This is a genomic window from Streptomyces sp. NPDC096132, from assembly GCF_044763345.1.
Classification (GTDB): Bacteria; Actinomycetota; Actinomycetes; order Streptomycetales; family Streptomycetaceae; genus Streptomyces.
Genome location: NZ_JBIWGA010000037.1, coordinates 1 through 19203, shown reverse-complemented (window position 1 = coordinate 19203; position 19203 = coordinate 1). Strand labels below are relative to the sequence as shown.

Genomic DNA, 19203 nt, shown 5'->3' with positions numbered 1-19203 from the left:
CCCCGAGTACCGCGTTCACACGCGCGCGCCGTCGGGCCGGCTCCGATGTTGTGATCACATCAGGTGGCACCAACGAATCGCTAACATATGGCCAACGGGTGGCCATGTCGTCGCTGGTCAAGTGGCCTGAAGCGAGTGTTTGCACATGGACGGAAAGGCGATGGTAGGCGTGATGCGGCAGGACGGGCTGCGGTTCGGACTGCTGGGACCGCCGGTCCTCTACTTCCCCGGCGAGTCGTACGAAATCATCCGCAGCGCCAAACTCCGCGCCCTGCTCGCCGCGCTCCTCCTCGACGCGAACCGGATCGTGACCGTCGAGTCGCTCAAGGAGGCGCTGTGGGGCGGCGCGCCCCCGGCCTCAGCGCAGGCGTCGCTGCACAACCACGTCACCCGGCTGCGCCGGCTGCTCGACGACCCGGAGCGGCTGCGGGCGGTGCCGCCCGGCTACCGACTCCGGGTCGAACAGGGCGAGCTCGACGTCCATGTCTTCGAGCGGCACGTCGCCACCGCGCGCGGGGCGCACGCCGCCCGCAACTGGGAGCGCGTCGTCCACGAGTGCGCCGCCGGGCTCGCGCTGTGGCGCGGCACCCCGCTCAGCGGCCTCCCCGCCGACCTGGGCGGCTACGCCTTCGTACGACGTCTGCGGGAGGCCCGGCTGCTCCTGCTGGAGTGGCGCTACGACGCCGAACTCGCCCTCGGCGGCAGCCGCCTGGACCGGATCGTCCCGGAGCTGACGGCCCTGGCAGCCGAGCACGCACTGCGCGAGGCGTACCACCGCCAGCTGATGCTCGCCCTGCACCGCACCGGCCGCCGGGCCGAGGCCCTCGCCGTCCACCGCGACCTGCGCACCCGTCTCGTCGAGGAACTCGGCGTCGAACCCGGCCCGGCGGTCCGCGAGGCCCATGTGGAGGTGCTGCGGGGCGCGCCGGAGACGGAGGGACACTCCTTCGGCGGCGAAGGGGAGCCAGGCGGGGGCGGGGGCGTGAACACCCGGGCCCAGGGCGCTCATGCCCAGGGCGCCCATGCCCACGGCGTCCATGCCCAGGTCAGCCGCGCCGCCGGTAGCCGCGCTCACGGCATTGACGCCGACGGCACCCGTGCCCACAGCACTGAAACCGACGGCACCGCTCCCCACGCCACCGATCCCGACAGCATCGACGACGACGGCACCGCTCCCCATACCCCCAGCACCCACGCCCCCCGCTCCCACGACGGCCCCAACCCCGCGAGCCCGTCGACCGCCACCGTCCCCGGCCCTGCTCAACTCCCCCCACCCCCCGCCCACTTCACCGGCCGCGACGACACCCTCCGCCGTCTCCACGATCTCCTCGTGACCCCGCCCGCAGCCGGCCCCACCCCCCTCGCCGTCATCAGCGGCATGGCCGGCGTCGGCAAGAGCGCCCTCGCGCTGCATGTGGCCCACGCCCTGAAGGAACGTTTCACCGGCGGTCAGCTCTACCTCAACCTGCACGGCGCCACCCCCGGCATGACCCCCCTCCCCGCGGCCCAGGCGCTCGCCGCCCTCCTCCGCGACCTCGGCACCGAACCCCGGCACATCCCCGAACACCCGGACGCGGCAGCCGCGTTGCTGCGCACCCTGCTCGCGCCCACCCGCACCCTCCTCGTCCTGGACGACGCCGCGACCGCGGCCCAGATCCGCCCCCTCCTCCCGGCCGGACCCGGCTGCGCGGTGATCGTCACCAGCCGTTCCCCGCTCACCGCCCTCGACGGCGCCCACCGCTTCCCGCTCAGGCCCCTGTCGGCCGAGGACAGCGCCACCCTGCTGCGCGCGCTGTCCGGCCGCGACAACCCCGGTGACCGCGAGGACCCCCACGACCTTCACGCCCCCCACGCCCCTGACGGCCTCGACGCACACCACCCCCTCATCGAGCTCACCGGCCGTCTCCCCCTCGCCCTCCGTGTCGTCGCGGCCCGTCTCGCCGCCCGCCGCGCCCTCACCCCGGACGCCCTCGCCGGACAACTGACCGCCGCCCACGGCAGGTTGCACCACCTCGAATACGACGACCTGAGCGTCCGCCGCTCCCTCGCCGTCGCCCACGACGCCCTCGCCGCCTCCGAGCGCGAGGCCGACCGGGACGCGGCCCTCGCCCTGCGCCGCATCGGCGCCCTCGACCTGCCCGCGTACGGCGCACCCCTGCTGGCCCGCCTCACCGGCACCGACGAGCGCCGCGCCGAGGCCGCCCTCGACCGCCTCGTGGACGTGGCCCTCCTGGAGGAGACCGCCTACGGCCGGTACGCGCCGCACGACCTCGTACGGGACTTCGCCCGCGAACTCGCGGCGGAGGACGGCACCAGGACGGTCACCGGCACCGCCCTGCACTGGTACGCCGCCGTCGCCGAACGCGCCCTCACCGCCATCATCGAACCGGGCCTCGACCAGGACGACCGCCGCCGCCCGACCGCCGCCCAGCCGCCCGCCCACCCGGCCCATGTCACGGCCGTACCGCCCTTCCCCGGCCCCGAGGAGGCCTTCGCCTGGGCCGACAGGGAGCTGGAGAACATCGTCGCCCTGGTGGAGAGGAGTGACGGAGACGTCGAGGCCGCCGTCGTCTCCACCCTCCTGCGTCTCCTCTTCCCCTACCTCCAGCGCCGGGGCCGCGTCGCCGAGATGGAGGTGCTCGGGCGGACCGCGCTGTGTGCGGCGCGGCGGCTCGGGGACGAGGCGGCTGAGGCGTACGCCCTCGGCGATCTCGCGGGGCTGCACTTCCTGACCGGCCGCCAACAGGACGCGCTCACCCTCAACGACCGCGCCCTGACCATCTGGCGCCGGCTCGACCGGCTCTCCTGGATCCGCCGCTGCCTCAACAACCGGGGGCTGCTGCTGGAGAGCCTCGGCCGGTACGAGGAGTCCGGTGACGCGCTGCGCCAGAGCCTGGAGTACTCGCGCCGGCTGAACGACCCGCACGGCGAGGCCGTCACCCACAGCCACCTCGGCAACCTCTACGAGCACACCGACCCGCGCGCCGCCATCGAGCAGCACCGGCTCTCGCTGGCCCTCGGGGACGAGATCGGCGCCGTGATCGTGCAGCATTCGGCGCACTGCAACATCGGCTACGCCCACCTCACCCTCGGCGAGCCGACCGCCGCCCTGCCGCACTTCGAGGAGAGCCTGCGGATCCTCGGCGGTCACGGCGACTGGCACGGCGAGTCGCAGACCCGGCTGGGGCTCGTCCGCGCCCTGCGCCTGCTGGGCCGTACCGGACCGGCCGCGGGGGAGTGCGCCGAACTGCTGCGCCGGGCCGACGCCCGCGCCGACCGCTACACCGGCGGGCTCGCCCGGCACCAGCACGGTCTCCTGCTGCACGAGCAGGGGAACAGGGAACAGGCGTACGCGCAGTGGCGGACGGCGCTCGCCGCGCTGGACGGGACGGACGAGAAGGGGGTCGTGGCCGAGCTGAGGGAACTGCTGGCGGACGGCACCTGATCGCCGGGCGCCCGCCCCCGCCGTACCCGCCGACCCCGCACCCCCTCATTTCGCGTCGGCATAGCACTCCACCACCGCCGTGGTGAACGGGAACCGCACCGGCGTCCGGCCGAACGTCAGCCGTCCCGCCAGGTCGGCCGCCTCCCGGATCGCGGCGACGACCGTCTCCGCCTCCTCCTCGGGACAGTGCACGATCACCTCGTCGTGCTGGAAGAACACCAGCTCGGCCGCCATGTCCGCGCAGGTGCGCCGCAGCGCGGCGAGCAGCAGCAGCGCCCAGTCGGCGGCGCTGCCCTGGACGACGAAGTTGCGGGCGAAGCGGCCCCGCGCGCGTGCGTTGGAGGAGGCGTAGCCGGGCACCCACGGCCGGCCCTCCTCCGTCTCCTCGCCCTCGGCAGGACCCGTGGTGCCGCCGGGGTCGACCGGGATGCCCGCCTCCTCGGTCCCCGCGTCTCCCACGCCGGCCGCGGGTGGGCAGGTCCGGCCCAGCCAGGTCCGCACGAGCCGGCCCTCCTCACCCGCCCTGGCCGCCTCGTCGACGTAGGCCACCGCGCGCGGGAAGCGGCGGCGGAGCGCGGCGAGGTTCTTCAGGCCGTCGCCGGAGGTCTGGCCGTAGACCGCGCCGAGCACGGCGATCTTCGCCTGGTCGCGGTCGCCGGAGAAGGCGCGGTCGGAGACGGACTGGTACAGGTCGCTCTCCTGGCCGGCCACCTCCATCAGACCGGGGTCGCGGGAGATCGCGGCGAGGACCCGCGGCTCCATCTGGTCGGCGTCGGCGACGACCAGCCGCCAGCCGGGGTCGGCGACCACGGCCCGCCGGATGACCTTGGGGATCTGCAGGGCGCCCCCGCCGTTGGTGACCCAGCGGCCGGTGACCGTGCCGTGCGCCAGGAACTCGGGGCGGAAGCGGCCCTCGCGCACCCAGTCCTGCAGCCATGACCAGCCGTGGGCGACCCAGATGCGGTACAGCTTCTTGTACTCGATCAGCGGTTTCACGGCCGGATGGTCGAGGGACTGCAACTCCCAGCGGCGGGTCGACTTCACCCGGATCCCGGCCTGGCCGAAGGCCTTGATCACGTCGGCGGGCAGGTCGGGGCGGACGCGGCGGCCGAAGGCGGCGGACACCTCGTCGGCCAGCTCGGCCAGCCGGCGCGGCTCGCCGCCGCCCGCGTACCGCTCGCCGAGCAGGTCGTGCAGGACCGCGCGGTGCACCTGCGCGCTCCACGGCAGCCCCGCGTGGTTCATCTCGGCGGCCACCAGCATCCCCGCCGACTCGGCCGCCGTCAGCAGCCGCATCCGGTCGGGGTGCTCGGCCCGCGTGTGCCGCCGCTGCTGCTCGGCGTAGACCTCGGCGAGGTCGGTCAGCGGCAGGGGGGCGGACTGGACGGACCCCGGCTCGAAGAGGGAGGACTGGGCGCCGGGCACGGCGGAGCGGTGCGGCGGGTCCGGCGGTACGGGTCCGCCGCGCAGCCGCGCCAGGGCGGCGGCCGCCGAGCGGGGTTCCCCGTAGCGCCCCTCGTGGCCCAGGAGGAGGGTCTCGGCGTCCTCGACGTCGTAGCACCGCTCCACTCGCACCCCCGTGGCGAGCAGACGTGGGTACACCTCGGCCGTGGAACGCCAGACCCAGCGGGTGACGTCGGGCCGCTCGCGCACGGCCCGCGCCAGGTCCGCCTCCCGGAGCACCGGTCCGGCGGGCAGCCCGTCCGGACCGAGGGCGGCGAGCTCGGCGCCGCCGTCCTCGGCCGGAGCGAGAGCCCACCGGCCGGACATGCTGCGAGTGTGCCAGGGGGGTCTGACAACGGCCCTCAGCCGTTGTCCTGCCCGCTCTCCGGCAGCCCCACGGTGAGCTTCGTCAGGGCCTGGGCGACCCAGCTTTCCGTGGCGGACTTCTCGATGCCGAGGCCCGACAGCACGCCCTCGCCGTTCTCGAACTCCAGCAGGGCGAGCAGGATGTGCTCGGTGCCGATGTAGTTGTGGCCGAGGCGCAGGGCCTCGCGGAAGGTGAGTTTCAGGACCTTCTTGGCGTCGGAGGCGTACGGGACGAGCTCCGGGACCTCCTCGGCGGCGGCCGGCAGCGCGGCCGTGGCGGCCTGGCGCACCTCGTCCAGCAGGACGCCCTGCGCGGTGATCGCCTTGGCGGCCAGCCCCTCCGGTTCGGCCAGCAGGCCGAGGACGAGGTGCGCGGGGCGGCCCTCGGCGTTGCGGGCGGCGACGGCCTCGTTGTGGGCGGCCATCACGACGTTGCGGGCGCGCGGGGTGTAGCGGCTGAAGCCCTGGCTGGGGTCGAGGTCGGTCGACTCCTTCGGCACGAACCGCTTCTGGGCGGCCTGTCGCGTGACCCCCATGCTCCTGCCGATGTCCGTCCAGGAGGCGCCGGAGCGGCGGGCCTGGTCCACGAAGTGCCCGATCAGATGGTCGGCCACCTCGCCGAGGTGATCGGCGGCGATCACCGCGTCCTGGAGCTGGTCGAGGGGCTCGGGGTGGACCTTCTTGATGGCCGCGATGAGTTCGTCGAGCCGTACGGATGACGTGATGTTGGGGTTCGTCGTCATGTGTCAACCGTAGGTTGACACCGTTCGGCTGTCAACCTCGGGTTGTCACTCTCCCTCTTTCGTCCGCACGCGCGCGTGACACGATCGACCGGTGAGCAGCACCGTTGACGCCGCCTTCCGGGCCGCCCTCTACGACACCGCCGACACGGCCCTCGACGCCGGCGCCTCCGTCCTCGCCGCCGACCCCTCGGCGGACGCCGAACTCGTCCGGCGCGGCGCGGAGTTCGTGGCGGCGGTCTGGCGGCGCGGCTGGCAGCCCGCCGACGTCGTACGGATCGCGCGGCGCGAGCTGGAGGACCAGCACGTACGCCTGCTGGCCGCGCTGATCCGCGCGCAGGCGCCGGACGACCGGGCGCGCGGCCCCCGCTGGGCGGCCCAGCTGGCCGAGCTGCCCACCGAGGACCCGCCCCGCACCGACCGCTTCTCGTACGCCACCGCGGTCCTGGAGCTGTACCGCCTGCTGCTGCGCCTGCCCGCCCTCGAACCCCTCCAAGAGCCCCGGCCGGGAGCGGGCCGACGTTCCGACTCCCGCATGCTCGGCCGGATCCGCGCGCTGCTCGCCAAGGCGGAGGCCACGGGGTATCCGGAGGAGGCGGAGGCGCTCACCGCGAAGGCACAGGAGCTGATGGCCCGGCACAGTGTCGACGAGGCGCTGCTCGACGCACAGGCCCCGGACCCGGACGCGCCCGGCGCCTGCCGGATCGGGGTGGAGCCGCCGTACGAGCAGGCCAAGGCGGTGCTGCTGGACGCGGTGGCCGACGCCAACCACTGCCGGGCGGTCTGGAACGAACCCTTCTGCTTCTCCACGGTCGTCGGCTTCGAGGGCGACCTGGAGGCGGTGGAGCTGCTCTACACCTCGCTCCTGGTGCAGGCGCAGTCGGCGATGGCGAAGGCGGAGGCCGCCCAGCGGGCCGGCGGACGCAAGCGGACCAAGACCTTCCGGCAGTCCTTCCTCGCCGCCTACGCCCACCGCATCGGCGGCCGCCTGGGCGAGGCCGCGGCCGCCGCCGGCACCGAGGCGGGCGGCGACCTGCTGCCCGTCCTCGCCACCCGGGAGGTCGCGGTCACCGCGGCCGCCGACCGGATGTTCCCGGACACGGTCACCACCCGGCTCCGCGGGATCACCGACGAGGCCGGCTGGACCGAGGGCGCCGAGGCCGCCGACCGCGCACAGGTCCGCTCCCGGCCACGCCTCACCTGACGACCGCGGCGACCGCCGCGCCGCGTACGGCCGCGGCGCCGGAAACCCGCCTCCGGCCACGGCGTCACCCCGCCTACGGCCACGACGTCGGAAACGCGTCTACGACCGTAGCGACCGCCGCCCGCGACGGCCGTGGCGTCAGCCGCCCGCGACGGCCCTGGCCTCAGTCGCCCGCCTGCTGGAAGGCGCTCACCGTCGCCTCCGGCTCGTCCGCGCTCTTCAGCGCGACGTCGCCGTACGACCAGGGGAAGCTCTCGGTCTTCGAGGATCCCGGCAGGGCGTACTTCACCGTCTTGACGGCGAGGCCCTTGTCGCCGCTCTCGCCGCGCACGTAGGTGATCGTGAAGGTGAAGGTGCCCTGCTTGGGGACGGTCACCTTCTGCGCCTCGGCGCCGTCGGTCCGGCGCAGGGTCGAGGAGGTGTCGCCGGCGGAGAGGTCGACGTCCGGGAAGCCGTCCAGGGTGCACTCGGCACCGTTGTTGGTGAGCGTGACGGTGACGTTGCCGGTGTCCCCGGCGGCCGGGGCGGCGTCGACGGGGCCGACCTCCGCGCCCAGGTTGTCGAGGGCACAGGCGGAACCGGAGGCCTTGCTCGCGGTGCCGCCGGAGCCGCCCGAGCCGCCGGAGTCGCTGTCGTCGCCGGAGCAGGCGGTGAGGAGAAGGGCCGCGGCGAGGGCGGTGACGGTGATCGGAACGGCGCGCATGAGTGGTCCCCTGAGGTTCGTGACGGTGCTCGAAGGGATCATCACGCACGCGTGCGGCGCTCTGTCGCGCGCCCCCGCTCCCGGCGTCACGATCCCCGTCCGGGCGCTACGATCCCGCCGTCGGCAGCCCCGACGGGAGCTGGCCGTCCTCCGCCTTGGTGAACGTCTCCTTGCCGGCCGCGCCCGTCCAGGTGACCTTCATGGAGTCGCCCTTGACGGAGTCGACCATGCCGGTCGTACGGTCCTTCGAGCCGGTCGCGCACTTGAGGTAGATCATCTCCATGCCCGCCTGCTCGCCGGCGGTCCCGCTGCACACGGTCCCGCCGGTGGCGAAGAGCGCGGCCTGCTTCCCGGTGATGATCAGCGCGACGGCCTTGCCGTCCGCCGTGGTCAGCCAGCTGCCCTCCAGTTCGCCCGAGGCGGAGGTGGTGTCCTCGCCCGACCCTCCGCTCGTGCCGCCGGTGTCGGCGGTGGCCGTCCCGGCGGACACGGACGGTGCGGCCGAGGCGCCGTCGTCGATCCCGTCGCCCGCGCCGCATCCGGTCAGGGCGAGCGCGCCCGCCAGTGCCGCGGCCGTGGCCAGGGCCCGTACCGGCCGACGGGACGTGCCGCGCGAGTGGATCGCCGAAGTCACTGCAAGCTCCCAGGGTGTAGCCGGACGGGAAGGACCGCAGCAAGCTACCAGCACGCCTCGGCAGAACCCTGGGCGCGGCCTGTGACCTGTCAGGACGGGCCTGTGAGCTACCAGGACGCCTTGCGCACCCCCGGCAGATGTCCGGCGTGCGCCTGCTCCCGCAGACCCACTCTGGACAGCCCGAACGCCCTGAAGTAACCGCGCGGCCGCCCGTCGACCTGGTCCCGGTTGCGCACGCGCGTGGCGCTCGCGTCCCTCGGCTGCCCGTGCAGCTCCCGCCGGGCCGCGAGCCGTTCGGCCTCCGTCGACGAGGGCCGCCGGAGGATCTCCTTCAGCTCGGCCCGCCGCTCGGCGTACCGCGCGACGACCTCGCGCCGCCTCTCGTTCTTCGCGATCTTGCTCTTCTTCGCCATCAGACCCGCACCCCCCGCGCGCGGATCCGTGCCACGGCCGCCTCGACGCCGATCGCGTCCACGGTCCTGATCCCCTTCGTGCTCAGCCGCAGCCGTACGTACCGGCCCTCGCTCGGCAGCCAGTAGCGCTTGGACTGGACGTTCGGGTCGAAGCGGCGGGAGGTCCGCCGGTGGGAGTGGGAGACGCGGTTGCCGAAGCCGGGCCGGGCCCCGGTCAGCATGCAGTGCGCGGACATGGGTGACGTACCTCTCTCTGCCAGCTATCGCTAATGGATGTCATTTTCAGTAACATAGCAGCATGGCACGCAACGAACTCCGCCCGGTCGTCAAGCTCCGGTCCACGGCGGGGACCGGCTTCACCTACGTCACGCGCAAGAACCGCCGCAACGACCCGGACCGTATGACCATCCGGAAGTACGACCCGGTCGTCGGCCGCCACGTCGACTTCCGAGAGGAGCGCTGACCATGCGCGAGGGAATCCACCCGGCCTACGGTCCGGTCGTCTTCCGTGACCGTGCCGCGAACCACGCCTTCCTCACCCGCTCCACGCTTTCCGTGAGGGCGGGCGAGAGGACGATCGAGTGGGAGGACGGCCGCACCTACCCGGTGGTGGACGTCGAGATCTCGAACGTCAGCCACCCCTTCTACACCGGCACCGCCCGCGTCCTGGACACCGCCGGCCGCGTCGAGCGCTTCGAGCGCCGGTACGGGAAGCGGGGCGGGGCGTGAGCCTGTCCGTCGTGATCGTCGGCGGGCTGCACGCCGACGCCCGCCGGGCGACGGTGGCGCGTCTGCTCGCCGACGTCCCCGGCAGCGTCGCACTCCACCACGACCTGGCGTCGGCCGAGGCCGGCACGGTCGTACGGACCGTCCGTGACGCCGGCGGAGTCCTCTCCGTCGGTGAGGCGCCGCTGGTCAACGACTGCGCCTGCTGCGCCCTGCGCGAGGACCTGGTCCCCGAGCTGCGCCGGCTCGCCGACCACGGCACCACCCGGCTCGCGGTCGTCGAGCTCTGGGACTCCGTGGAGCCCAAGGCCATGGCCGAGGTGGTCGTGGCCGGCGGCCTCACCGTCACCGGCGTGATCACCGCCGTCGACCCGGCGCTGCTGCTGCCGTACCTCGGCAACGGCGACGACCTCGCGGACGTGGGCCTCGCCGCGGCCGCCACCGACCGGCGGACCGTCGCCGACACCTTCGCGCGCCAGCTGGAGTACGCCCCCGTGCTGGCCGTCGTCGACTCGGAGGAGGCCGACGACGAGGACCGGGAGTTGCTCGCCCAGCTCCATCCGACCGCCCGCCGGGTCCCCGTCCCGGCCGGCCACCCGGGGGACCCGGCGAGCGCCCCGGCAAGGAAGGCGGACGCGACCCGGACGACGGGCACCGGCGCGGAGGCAGACGCATCCGCACGTGCATATGCACATGGCACTTCCTCCGAGGGGTTGGTGTCCGCCGCCCTCGCCGGGTTCGACGTCGAGGCGGCGGCGGCCGCGCAGCACCCCGCCTGCGCGCTGCTCCCCGCCGAGGCCGACGCCCACGGCGTCTCCACCCTCGTATGGCACCGGAACCGTCCCTTCCATCCGGAGCGGCTGTACGCGGCGCTGGAGGACCTGACCTGCGCCGCCGCCCGCAGCCGGGGCCGGTTCTGGCTCGCCGACAAGCCCGACGTGCTGCTGCACTGGGACGCGGCGGGCGGCGCCCTGTGCGTGGAGTCGGCCGGACCCTGGCTGGCCTCGCTCCCGGACGCGGCCTGGGACATGGTCCCGCCGGTACGCCGTGCCGCCGCCGCGCTGGACTGGCACGCCGAGCACGGCGACTGCTGCCAGCACCTGGTCTTCACCTCCCCCGGCCTCGACCGCGACGGACTCGAACGACTCCTGGAGTCCTGTCTGCTCACCGACGCCGAGTACGCCGCCGGCCGCGACGCCTGGAAGCGGCTGCCGCCCGCCTTCGACACCCTCCTGGAGGTCTGACCCCCATGCCCCGCAAGACCGAGCGCAAGCCCGCCGGGCCCCGACCCAACCCCCTCGACCGGGCCGGGATCGAGTACATCGACTACAAGGACACCGAACTCCTGCGGAAGTTCGTCTCCGACCGGGGCAAGATCCGCAGCCGCCGCGTCACCCGGGTCTCCGCCCAGCAGCAGCGTCTGCTGTCCCGTGCGATCAAGAACGCCCGTGAGATGGCCCTGCTGCCGTACGGCAGCCGCTGAGCCGGCTGTTTCGGCGGTCGTACGAGCGAACTCGGTCCCGGCGTCCATCCGGACTGGACGCCACTCCTCCCCGTCACCGTCCGAACAGCCGAGATCAGCCGCTCACTTCTGACCACCCCCTGTTCGCCCTCGCGTACGACTCCCCCCGTCGTGCACGAGGGCGAGCGTTTGTCGCGTACGGTCTGATTGGTCAGGACCTGTTCCGGGACCTCCGGACGGGACCCGCGGAACCCCCACGTCCGGAGGTACGTCCACCGGAGGGATCGGACGCCGGGCCTCCGCCTTCCGAGACCATCCTGAAATGGACGAAAACGGCCTGGTTGAGCGGGCCGATGGAACATGACGGCCGTGCCGCGCGTCTGTTCCTAGGGCACGAGTGGTTTCGTTCTGGACTACTTCCCCGTCGGGTAAAGCGGGCGTCAAAGCTGTAACCGCCCAACCACCCCGCGTGCACGTGCATCTGCTCATGCAACTGCATATGAACGGGGTTATGATCCGGGACAGTTGACCACGGCACCAATGGCCACACGAGCCAGTGCACCACCAGGGAGCGACCTGTGGACCACCACGTTGACGGGGGGCACGACGTGTACAACGGCATGACGGCCACACAGCTGTACGGGGTTGCCTGGCAGAAGAGCCGGCACAGCAACTCGCAGGGTTCGTGCGTGGAGTTCGCGCGGCTGCCCGGCGGAGACGTGGCGGTGCGCAACTCGCGCTTCCCCGACGGTCCCGCGCTCGTCTACACGCGGGCCGAGATCGAGGCGATGCTGCTGGGCATCAAGGACGGGGAGTTCGACCACCTGATCGCGAGCTGACGCACCCCGTCCGCTCCGCGTATCGGGCGTATCCCTGCAAAAACAGCTACAACGCGCGTAGAACCGCGGCGTCAGAGAACGCCGCGGTTCCTCATTCGGCGGGCGTGTGCAGCCGGAACAGTGCCCAGACCACCTTGCCGCCGAGGCTCCCCGAGAGCGGGTGCCAGCCCCAGCCGTCGGCGAAGGAGTCGACGAGGAACAGGCCGCGGCCCGACTCCGCCGAGAAGTCCTCGCTCTCGCGGGGCAGGGGGCTGTCGTGGCTGGGGTCGCGCACCGCGCACACCAGCCGCTCGGTCCACCGCATCAGATGCAGCCGCACCGCCGGGTTCGGGTCCGCCGGGGGCGGGGCCGTGTCGGGCAGTCCGTGGCGCAGGGCGTTGGTCACCAGTTCCGAGACGACGAGACAGACGTCGTCGAAGCGGTCGCCGACGTCCCACTGGCCGAGGGTTCTTCTGGTGAACTGCCGGGCCTCGCGCACGGCTTCGAAGCGGGCGGGCAGGGCGCACGACGCGGCGTTGGACACGGCCGCGGGATCAAGCGGCGGAAGGCCCTGCCTTAAAGGCTCGAGCATGGTCGATCCATTCGTCCCCATGCGAGGCACTCCCGGGATTCGCGGTCGTTGCGATGCAGCGGTGGCGCGGGACCATGGTTTCCGATGCGCACGACGGATGCAAGGGCAGATGCACGTGCACGTGACCGAAATGGACCTGCCCGTACCGCTTCTTGGTCATTTTTTCCGCCATCTTCTCGTCGTTCGAAGCCCGTTCCCTTGCTTTCTCCTCACTCTTCCCTTGCGGCGCTCTATGCGTATCCTTTGGCTTCTTTCCATCTCTGTAATCGGACGAGTACTGCTCGAAGTGTTTTAGTGGCAGACTGCGGGGCCTGTGGACGGTTGGGGAGGCTGGCAAGGTGAGCGCGGGAGAGCCCGGATCGGTGGTGCGGCGGATGCTGCTCGGCTCGCAACTACGGCGGCTGCGTGAGGCACGCGGGATCACCCGGGAAGCGGCGGGCTACCACATCAGGGCGTCGGAGTCGAAGATCAGCCGGATGGAGCTGGGCCGGGTGAGCTTCAAGACCCGGGACGTGGAGGACCTGCTGACGCTGTACGGCATCACGGACGAGACGGAGCGCCAGGCGCTGGTCGGACTCGCCCGCGAGGCCAACGTCGCGGGCTGGTGGCACAGTTACTCGGACGTGCTGCCCAACTGGTTCCCCACCTACGTCGGGCTGGAGGGCGCGGCCTCGCTGATCCGCGCGTACGAACTCCAGTTCGTGCACGGACTGCTGCAGACGGAGGCGTACGCCCACGCGGTCGTCAGCCGGGGCATGAAGGGCGCCTCCGCGGCAGACATCGACCGCCGGGTCGCGCTGCGTCTGGAGCGGCAGAAGTACCTCGTCGCCGAGAACGCCCCCGACGTCCACATCGTCCTCGACGAGGCCGCCCTGCGCCGCCCCTACGGCGGCCGGGAGGTGATGCGGGGGCAGCTCCAGCACCTGATCGAGATCTCCGAGCGGTCCAACGTACGGCTCCAGGTCGTGCCGTTCGGCTTCGGCGGGCACTCCTGCGAGTCCGGGTCCTTCACCATCCTGAGCTTCCCGGAGTCCGACCTCAAGGAGGTCGTCTACATGGAGCAGCTCACCAGCGCCCTCTACCTGGACAAACGCGAGGACGTCACCCAGTACGAGCAGGCGCTGCAGGAACTCCAGCGGGACTGCCCCGGACCCGACGAGAGCCGGGACCTGCTGCGCGGGCTGATCCAGCTGTCGTAGCGCGTCCCTCCCGTCGGCACAGGCGTTTTCCGGCCGCTTCCTAGGGTTTCCCCTAGAGCCCCTGGCGATCTCCACCAACTCCCTTGAAACACACGTACGATGACGTGTGATCAGAACGTGATGCGATCGCGTCTGTTTTGGACTGCACTCCGCAGCAGGGGATTGAGGGATCACATGTCGTCCTACTTCACGGACCTGGCCCAGCAGTACATCGACGGTAAGTGGCGTCCAGGGACGGGGTCCTGGGACATCATCGACTTCAACCCCTATGACGGCGAGAAGCTCGCCTCGATCACCATCGCCACGGTCGACGAGGTCGACGAGGCCTACCGCGCCGCCGCCCGCGCCCAGAAGGAGTGGGCCGCGACCAACGCCTACGCCCGCCGCTCGGTGTTCGAGAAGGTGCTGCGGCTGGTCGAGGAGCGCGAGGCCGAGATCAGTGAGCTCCTGGTCGCCGAGGCCGGCGGCACTTTCGGCAAGGCCGCCTTCGAGCTCCACCTCGCCAAGGAGTTCCTGCGCGAGTCGGTCCATCTGGCGCTGCGCCCCGAGGGCCGGATCGTCCCCTCGCCGATCGACGGCAAGGAGAACCGCGTCTACCGCGAGCCGGTCGGCGTGGTCGGTGTGATCAGCCCCTTCAACGTGCCGTTCCTGCTGTCGCTGAAGTCCGTCGCCCCGGCGCTGGCGCTCGGCAACGGCGTGGTGCTCAAGCCGCACCAGAACACCCCGATCGCCGGCGGCACGGTGATCGCCAAGCTCTTCGAGGACGCCGGCCTGCCCCCGGGCCTGCTGAACGTCGTCGTGACCGACATAGCCGAGATCGGTGACGCCTTCCTGGAGCACCCGGTCCCGCGCGTGATCTCCTTCACCGGCTCCGACAAGGTCGGCCGGCACGTCGCCACGGTCGCCGCCTCTCACTTCAAGCGGTCGATCATCGAGCTCGGCGGCAACAGCGCCTTCGTCGTCCTCGACGACGCCGACATCGACTACGCCGTCGACGCGGCCGTCTTCAGCCGGTACGTCCACCAGGGCCAGGTCTGCATGGCCGCCAACCGCATCCTGGTCGACCGCTCCGTCGCCGACGAGTTCACCGAGAAGTTCGTCGCCAAGGTGAAGACCCTGAAGGCCGGCGACCCGCGCGACCCGCAGACCCTCATCGGCCCGGTGATCAACTCCCAGCAGGCGGAGGCGGTGTCCGGCGCCGTCGAGCAGGCGATCGCCGAGGGCGCGACCGCCCTGGTGCACGGCGCGACCACCGGCAACCTCGTCGAGCCGTCCGTCCTCGCCGGCCTCCCCCTCGACTCCGCCCTGCTCCAGCAGGAGGTCTTCGGGCCGGTCGCCTTCATCAACACCTTCGACGGCGAGGAGGAGGCGGTCCGTATCGCCAACGACACGCCGTACGGTCTCAGCGGCGCCGTCCACACCGGCGACGTCGAGCGGGGCGTCTCCTTCGCCAAGCAGATCGTCACCGGCATGATCCACGTCAACGACGCCACCGTCCACGACGAGCCGATCGTCCCGTTCGGCGGCGAGAAGAACTCCGGCGTCGGCCGCCTCAACGGCGAGACGACCCTCGAGGCCTTCACCACCACCAAGTGGATCTCGGTCCAGCACGGCCGCAGCGGCTTCCCCTTCTGAGCCCCGAGCCCCGAGCCCTGAGCGCTGAGCCCTGAGTCGTGTCCTGGGCCCCGGGTCATAACCTGGGGCCCATGTCAGCGATCCGTCTGCTCGTGCTCGGCGCCGTGCGCCGGCACGGGCGGGCCCACGGCTACCAGGTCCGCAACGACCTGGAGTACTGGGGCGCCCATGAGTGGTCCAACGCCAAGTCCGGCTCGATCTACCACGCCCTGAGGCAGATGGCGAAGCAGGGACTGCTGCACGAGCACGAGACGGCCCCCTCCACCGCCGGCGGCCCGCCGCGCACCGAGTACGAGATCACCGAGGCGGGCACCGGGGAATACTTCCGCCTGCTGCGCGAGGCGCTGACCTCCTACGACCAGAAGACGGACGTCAAGTCGGCGGCGATCGGCTTCGTCGTCGACCTGCCCCGGGCCGAGGCCGTGACCCTGCTGAAGGAACGGATCCGTCGCATCGAGGAGTGGCGCTCCGCCGTCACCGAGCACTACGTCCCCGAGGCCGGCCCGCAGCAGCTCGGCCACATCGGCGAGATCATGAACCTCTGGGGCCACACCGCCGACGCCGAGGCCGAGTGGACCCGGGGACTGATCGGACGGATCGAGGGCGGGGCGTACACCTTCGCGGGCGAGGGCGAGCCCTTCGTCGGCATCCTCGCGGAGGGCGAGGAGAACCCGTACGCGACGGGGGAGCGGCACCCGGGGGACGACCGCTGAGGCCGTCCCCGTGAGGCCGCTCCAGATGAGCTCCTCCTAGTGGTGGAAGCCGGTCGCGGCCGATTTGTCGCGGGTCAGGGGGGCCGACTGCCGGCGCAGCTCCGGCAGCAGTCGGGTGAGGTCGTCCATGAACAGGTCCGCGAGGTCCTCCGAGAATCCGTTGCGGCACACCACCCGCAGGACGGAGAGGTCCTCCCGGTTCGGCGGGAAGGTGTACGCCGGCAGCAGCCAGCCGCTCTCCCGCATCCGCCGGGAGACGTCGAAGACGTCGTACGACGTCACGTCCGGCGCGGTCGTGAAGGCGAAGACGGGCAACTGGTCGCCCCGGGTGAGGAGGCGGAAGTCGCCGAGCGCCTCCACCCGGTCGGCGATGCCCCGGGCCACGTCCCGGGTGGTCTGCTGGACGGCGCGGTAGCCCTCGCGGCCCAGCCGCACCAGCGTGTAGTACTGGGCGACCACCTGGGCGCCGGGGCGGGAGAAGTTCAGCGCGAACGTCGGCATGTCGCCGCCCAGGTAGTTGACCCGGAAGACGAGCTCCTCGGGCAGGGCCTCCTTGTCGCGCCACAGCGCCCACCCGACCCCGGGGTACACCAGTCCGTACTTGTGCCCGGAGGTGTTGATCGACGCCACGCGCGGGAGGCGGAAGTCCCACACCAGGTCCTCGTCGAGGAAGGGCGCGATCATCGCGCCGGACGCTCCGTCGACGTGCACCGGGACGTCATGGCCGGTGCGCTCCTGGAGGGCGTCCAGGGCCGCGCAGAGGTCGGCGATCGGCTCATAGGACCCGTCGAAGGTGGAGCCGAGGATGCCGACGACCCCGATGGTGTTCTCGTCGCACAGGTCGGCGGCGGCCTGCGGGTCCAGGTGGTAGCGCTCGCCCTCCATGGGGACCAGCCGGGCCTCCACCTCCCAGAAGTTGCAGAACTTCTCCCAGCAGACCTGGACGTTGACGCCCATCACCAGGTTCGGGCGGGCGCCGGGAGCGGGGTTCCGCTTGCTCCAGCGGCGCTTGAGCGCCATCCCGGCCAGCATGCACGCCTCGCTGGACCCGGTCGTCGAACAGCCCACGGCCGCCGACGGGTCCGGCGCGTTCCACAGGTCGGCGAGCATCGCCACGCAGCGCCGCTCCAGCTCGGCGGTCCGCGGGTACTCGTCCTTGTCGATCATGTTCTTGTCGCGGCACTCCGCCATCAGCACCCCGGCCTGCGGCTCCATCCACGTGGTGACGAACGTGGCGAGGTTGAGCCGGGCGTTGCCGTCGAGCATCAGTTCGTCGTGCACCAGTTGATACGCCGTCATCGGTGCCATCGGGGCGTCCGGCAGCCGGTGCTTGGGCGGGGCCTCGGTCATGCCGCCCACCGGATTGGCCTCGCCGTAGAAGGGGTTCAGGGAGAGGGGGCGCTCGTCGGGCTTCTCGGGACCTTTGTGCAACGCCATGGGTGTGCCTCCTGCACGATCGAACGGGTGACGGCGGACCGGAGTTCCGTCCGCGCGCGACTGCACCCGCGCGGTGTCCTGGGCCACGGGCTCACGATAAGCGGGCAAAACGGGACGAACATCTTGAAGGTGCGTTCAGGTGAGGGCGTCTCGAAGGGGGTGTGTTCAGGTGAGGGCTTGCACCTCACGCGACGTGAGGGCACACCGTGGAAGGCGTACGGACGCTTACGGAAGGGAGCGGAGGCAGTGGGCTACTCCGTAGGACAGGTCGCCGCGTTCGCCGGGGTCACGGTGCGCACCCTGCACCACTACGACGAGATCGGCCTGCTCGTCCCCGGCGGCCGCAGCCACGCGGGCCACCGGCGCTACGACGACACCGATCTCGACCGGCTGCAGCAGATCCTGTTCTACCGCGAGCTCGGCTTCCCCCTCGACGAGGTCGCCGCCCTGCTTGACGACCCGGCCGCGGACCCGCGCGCGCATCTGCGCCGCCAGCACGAACTGCTGACCGCCCGGATCGACAAGCTGCAGAAGATGGCCGCGGCCGTGGAACACGCCATGGAGGCACGCAAGATGGGCATCAACCTCACCCCCGAGGAGCGGTTCGAGGTCTTCGGCGACAAGGACCCCGAGCGGTACGCGGAGGAGGCGGAGGCGCGCTGGGGCGGCACGGACCTGTACGCCGAGTCGCAGCGCCGCGTCGCCCGCTACACCAAGGACGACTGGAAACGCATCCAGGCCGAGGTCGACGCCTGGAGCGAGCGCTACGCCGCCCTCATGGCCGACGGCGAGCCGCCGGCCGGGGAGGCGGCCATGGACCTCGCCGAGGAGCACCGGCTGCACATCAGCCGGTGGTACTACGAGTGCCCCTACGAGATGCACCGCCGTCTGGGGGAGATGTACGTCTCCGACGAGCGCTTCAAGGCGTTCTACGACTCCATGCGGCCAGGGCTGGCCGAGCACCTCGAGGAAGCCATCCGGGCGAACGCGGCGAGACGGGGCTGACGCCCGCCCGGCCCGCTCCTGGTCCGGGGCTACTCCCGGGCCAGGACCACCGCGGTCCCGTACGCGCACACCTCGGTGCCCACGTCCGCCGCCTCCGTCACGTCGAAGCGGAACATCAGCACCCCGTTGGCGCCACGCGCGCGTGCCTGCTCGACGAGCCGCTCCATGGCCTGGTTGCGGGTCTGCACCAGAGTCTTCGTCAACCCTTTGAGCTCCCCGCCGATCATCGACTTCAGGCCCGCGCCGATCTGGCTGCCCAGGTGCCGTGAACGCACGGTCAGCCCGAAGACCTCGCCGAGAACCTGCTCCACCCGGAACCCGGGTACGTCGTTCGTGGTGACGACCAGTACGTCCGGCTGGGGCCCCTGGCCACCACCGAAATCATCGATGCCCATGTTCACAGCTTTGACCGAGGAGGGGCACAGTGCATCCTGGGGGAAGCCCTGGGAACCTGGTCCCGTGGCGCTGCGTTGATAGCTTTGGGCGGTCTCTTCGCCGCACCGACCGCCTTCACCCCTCAGGAGCCCGGAACCGTGACGACTCTTGCCCTCGGACCGAGCTGGCTGGAACCCAACACCCTGCTCGACAACTTCGGCATCTGGGGTCTGCTGCTCATCGTCTTCGCGGAGTCCGGCCTGCTGATCGGGTTCTTCCTGCCGGGTGACTCC

20 protein-coding genes are annotated in these 19203 nt (G+C 71.9%); 11 read left to right on the top strand and 9 right to left on the bottom strand.

The genetic code is table 11. From position 1 onward, the window contains the following. The first annotated feature begins 160 nt into the window (after positions 1-160). Positions 161-3445 carry a BTAD domain-containing putative transcriptional regulator gene (locus ACIRF9_RS46360; protein WP_403835807.1) on the top strand — a complete coding sequence of 1095 codons (3285 nt, stop codon included), beginning with the start codon at positions 161-163 and terminating at the stop codon, positions 3443-3445. 45 nt (positions 3446-3490) lie between these two features. On the opposite strand, the gene ACIRF9_RS46355 is transcribed toward ACIRF9_RS46360, so the two are convergent. Together ACIRF9_RS46355 and ACIRF9_RS46350 are read right to left on the bottom strand one after the other, a co-directional pair. Then, the gene (locus tag ACIRF9_RS46355; protein WP_403835805.1) at positions 3491-5215 is read right to left on the bottom strand and encodes a bifunctional 3'-5' exonuclease/DNA polymerase; all 1725 of its coding nucleotides are present in this window, start codon (positions 5213-5215) and stop codon (positions 3491-3493) included. 35 nt (positions 5216-5250) lie between these two features. Beyond that, positions 5251-5997: a Clp protease N-terminal domain-containing protein gene (locus ACIRF9_RS46350; RefSeq protein WP_403835802.1), complete on the bottom strand. Its 747-nt coding sequence runs from the start codon at positions 5995-5997 to the stop codon at positions 5251-5253. 91 nt (positions 5998-6088) lie between these two features. Here ACIRF9_RS46350 and ACIRF9_RS46345 point away from each other — a divergent pair, with 91 nt between their 5' ends. Then, positions 6089-7198 (top strand): DUF2786 domain-containing protein, encoded by a 1110-nt coding sequence (locus ACIRF9_RS46345; RefSeq protein WP_403835800.1) that lies wholly within the window; start codon positions 6089-6091, stop codon positions 7196-7198. Positions 7199-7361: 163 nt separating this feature from the next. On the opposite strand, the gene ACIRF9_RS46340 is transcribed toward ACIRF9_RS46345, so the two are convergent. From ACIRF9_RS46340 to rpmB, 4 genes are all read right to left on the bottom strand, one after another. Next, on the bottom strand, positions 7362-7901 hold the full coding sequence (locus ACIRF9_RS46340; RefSeq protein WP_403835798.1) for a DUF4232 domain-containing protein: 540 nt from the start codon (positions 7899-7901) through the stop codon (positions 7362-7364). A 106-nt stretch (positions 7902-8007) separates the two neighbouring features. Continuing rightward, positions 8008-8535, bottom strand: a complete 528-nt coding sequence (locus ACIRF9_RS46335) for a hypothetical protein (protein ID WP_403835795.1) — start codon at positions 8533-8535, stop codon at positions 8008-8010. Positions 8536-8642: 107 nt separating this feature from the next. Continuing rightward, positions 8643-8948, bottom strand: coding sequence for a 30S ribosomal protein S14 (gene rpsN / locus ACIRF9_RS46330; protein ID WP_403835792.1), 306 nt, complete (start codon positions 8946-8948; stop codon positions 8643-8645). Next, positions 8948-9184 carry a 50S ribosomal protein L28 gene (gene rpmB, locus ACIRF9_RS46325; RefSeq protein ID WP_390659396.1) on the bottom strand — a complete coding sequence of 79 codons (237 nt, stop codon included), beginning with the start codon at positions 9182-9184 and terminating at the stop codon, positions 8948-8950. Before rpmB ends, rpsN begins: the two co-directional genes overlap by 1 nt. 62 nt (positions 9185-9246) lie before the next feature. Here rpmB and rpmG point away from each other — a divergent pair, with 62 nt between their 5' ends. From rpmG to ACIRF9_RS46300, 5 genes are all read left to right on the top strand, one after another. Next, complete coding sequence (gene rpmG, locus ACIRF9_RS46320; RefSeq protein WP_403835790.1) at positions 9247-9411, top strand: 50S ribosomal protein L33; 165 nt, start codon at positions 9247-9249, stop codon at positions 9409-9411. Between the two features lie 2 nt (positions 9412-9413). After that, positions 9414-9677 (top strand): type B 50S ribosomal protein L31, encoded by a 264-nt coding sequence (locus tag ACIRF9_RS46315; protein WP_403835788.1) that lies wholly within the window; start codon positions 9414-9416, stop codon positions 9675-9677. Then, on the top strand, positions 9674-10918 hold the full coding sequence (locus ACIRF9_RS46310; protein ID WP_403835786.1) for a CobW family GTP-binding protein: 1245 nt from the start codon (positions 9674-9676) through the stop codon (positions 10916-10918). Before ACIRF9_RS46315 ends, ACIRF9_RS46310 begins: the two co-directional genes overlap by 4 nt. Positions 10919-10923: 5 nt before the next feature. After that, on the top strand, positions 10924-11157 hold the full coding sequence (gene rpsR, locus ACIRF9_RS46305; protein WP_403835783.1) for a 30S ribosomal protein S18: 234 nt from the start codon (positions 10924-10926) through the stop codon (positions 11155-11157). A gap of 599 nt (positions 11158-11756) precedes the next feature. Beyond that, positions 11757-11975 carry a DUF397 domain-containing protein gene (locus ACIRF9_RS46300; protein ID WP_052183895.1) on the top strand — a complete coding sequence of 73 codons (219 nt, stop codon included), beginning with the start codon at positions 11757-11759 and terminating at the stop codon, positions 11973-11975. A gap of 91 nt (positions 11976-12066) precedes the next feature. On the opposite strand, the gene ACIRF9_RS46295 is transcribed toward ACIRF9_RS46300, so the two are convergent. Beyond that, a complete protein-coding gene (locus tag ACIRF9_RS46295; RefSeq protein WP_403835780.1) occupies positions 12067-12567 on the bottom strand; it encodes an ATP-binding protein in 501 nt (166 codons plus the stop codon). Positions 12568-12920: 353 nt separating this feature from the next. Between ACIRF9_RS46295 and ACIRF9_RS46290 the strand changes: the two genes are divergently transcribed. From ACIRF9_RS46290 to ACIRF9_RS46280, 3 genes are all read left to right on the top strand, one after another. After that, positions 12921-13745, top strand: a complete 825-nt coding sequence (locus tag ACIRF9_RS46290; RefSeq protein ID WP_403835958.1) for a helix-turn-helix domain-containing protein — start codon at positions 12921-12923, stop codon at positions 13743-13745. A 174-nt stretch (positions 13746-13919) separates the two neighbouring features. Continuing rightward, complete coding sequence (locus ACIRF9_RS46285) at positions 13920-15380, top strand: aldehyde dehydrogenase family protein (RefSeq protein WP_403835778.1); 1461 nt, start codon at positions 13920-13922, stop codon at positions 15378-15380. Positions 15381-15451: 71 nt separating this feature from the next. Next, positions 15452-16093 (top strand): PadR family transcriptional regulator, encoded by a 642-nt coding sequence (locus tag ACIRF9_RS46280; RefSeq protein ID WP_403835775.1) that lies wholly within the window; start codon positions 15452-15454, stop codon positions 16091-16093. Between the two features lie 36 nt (positions 16094-16129). Here the strand turns inward: ACIRF9_RS46280 and ACIRF9_RS46275 are convergent, their stop codons facing one another. Continuing rightward, on the bottom strand, positions 16130-17530 hold the full coding sequence (locus ACIRF9_RS46275) for a glutamate decarboxylase (RefSeq protein ID WP_403835773.1): 1401 nt from the start codon (positions 17528-17530) through the stop codon (positions 16130-16132). Positions 17531-17776: 246 nt separating this feature from the next. On the opposite strand from ACIRF9_RS46275, the gene ACIRF9_RS46270 reads away from it, so the two are divergent. Further along, the gene (locus ACIRF9_RS46270; protein ID WP_403835770.1) at positions 17777-18535 is read left to right on the top strand and encodes a MerR family transcriptional regulator; all 759 of its coding nucleotides are present in this window, start codon (positions 17777-17779) and stop codon (positions 18533-18535) included. 29 nt (positions 18536-18564) lie between these two features. Here ACIRF9_RS46270 and ACIRF9_RS46265 read toward each other — a convergent pair whose 3' ends face one another. Next, on the bottom strand, positions 18565-18930 hold the full coding sequence (locus tag ACIRF9_RS46265) for a YbjQ family protein (RefSeq protein ID WP_403835768.1): 366 nt from the start codon (positions 18928-18930) through the stop codon (positions 18565-18567). Positions 18931-19203: the final 273 nt, after the last annotated feature.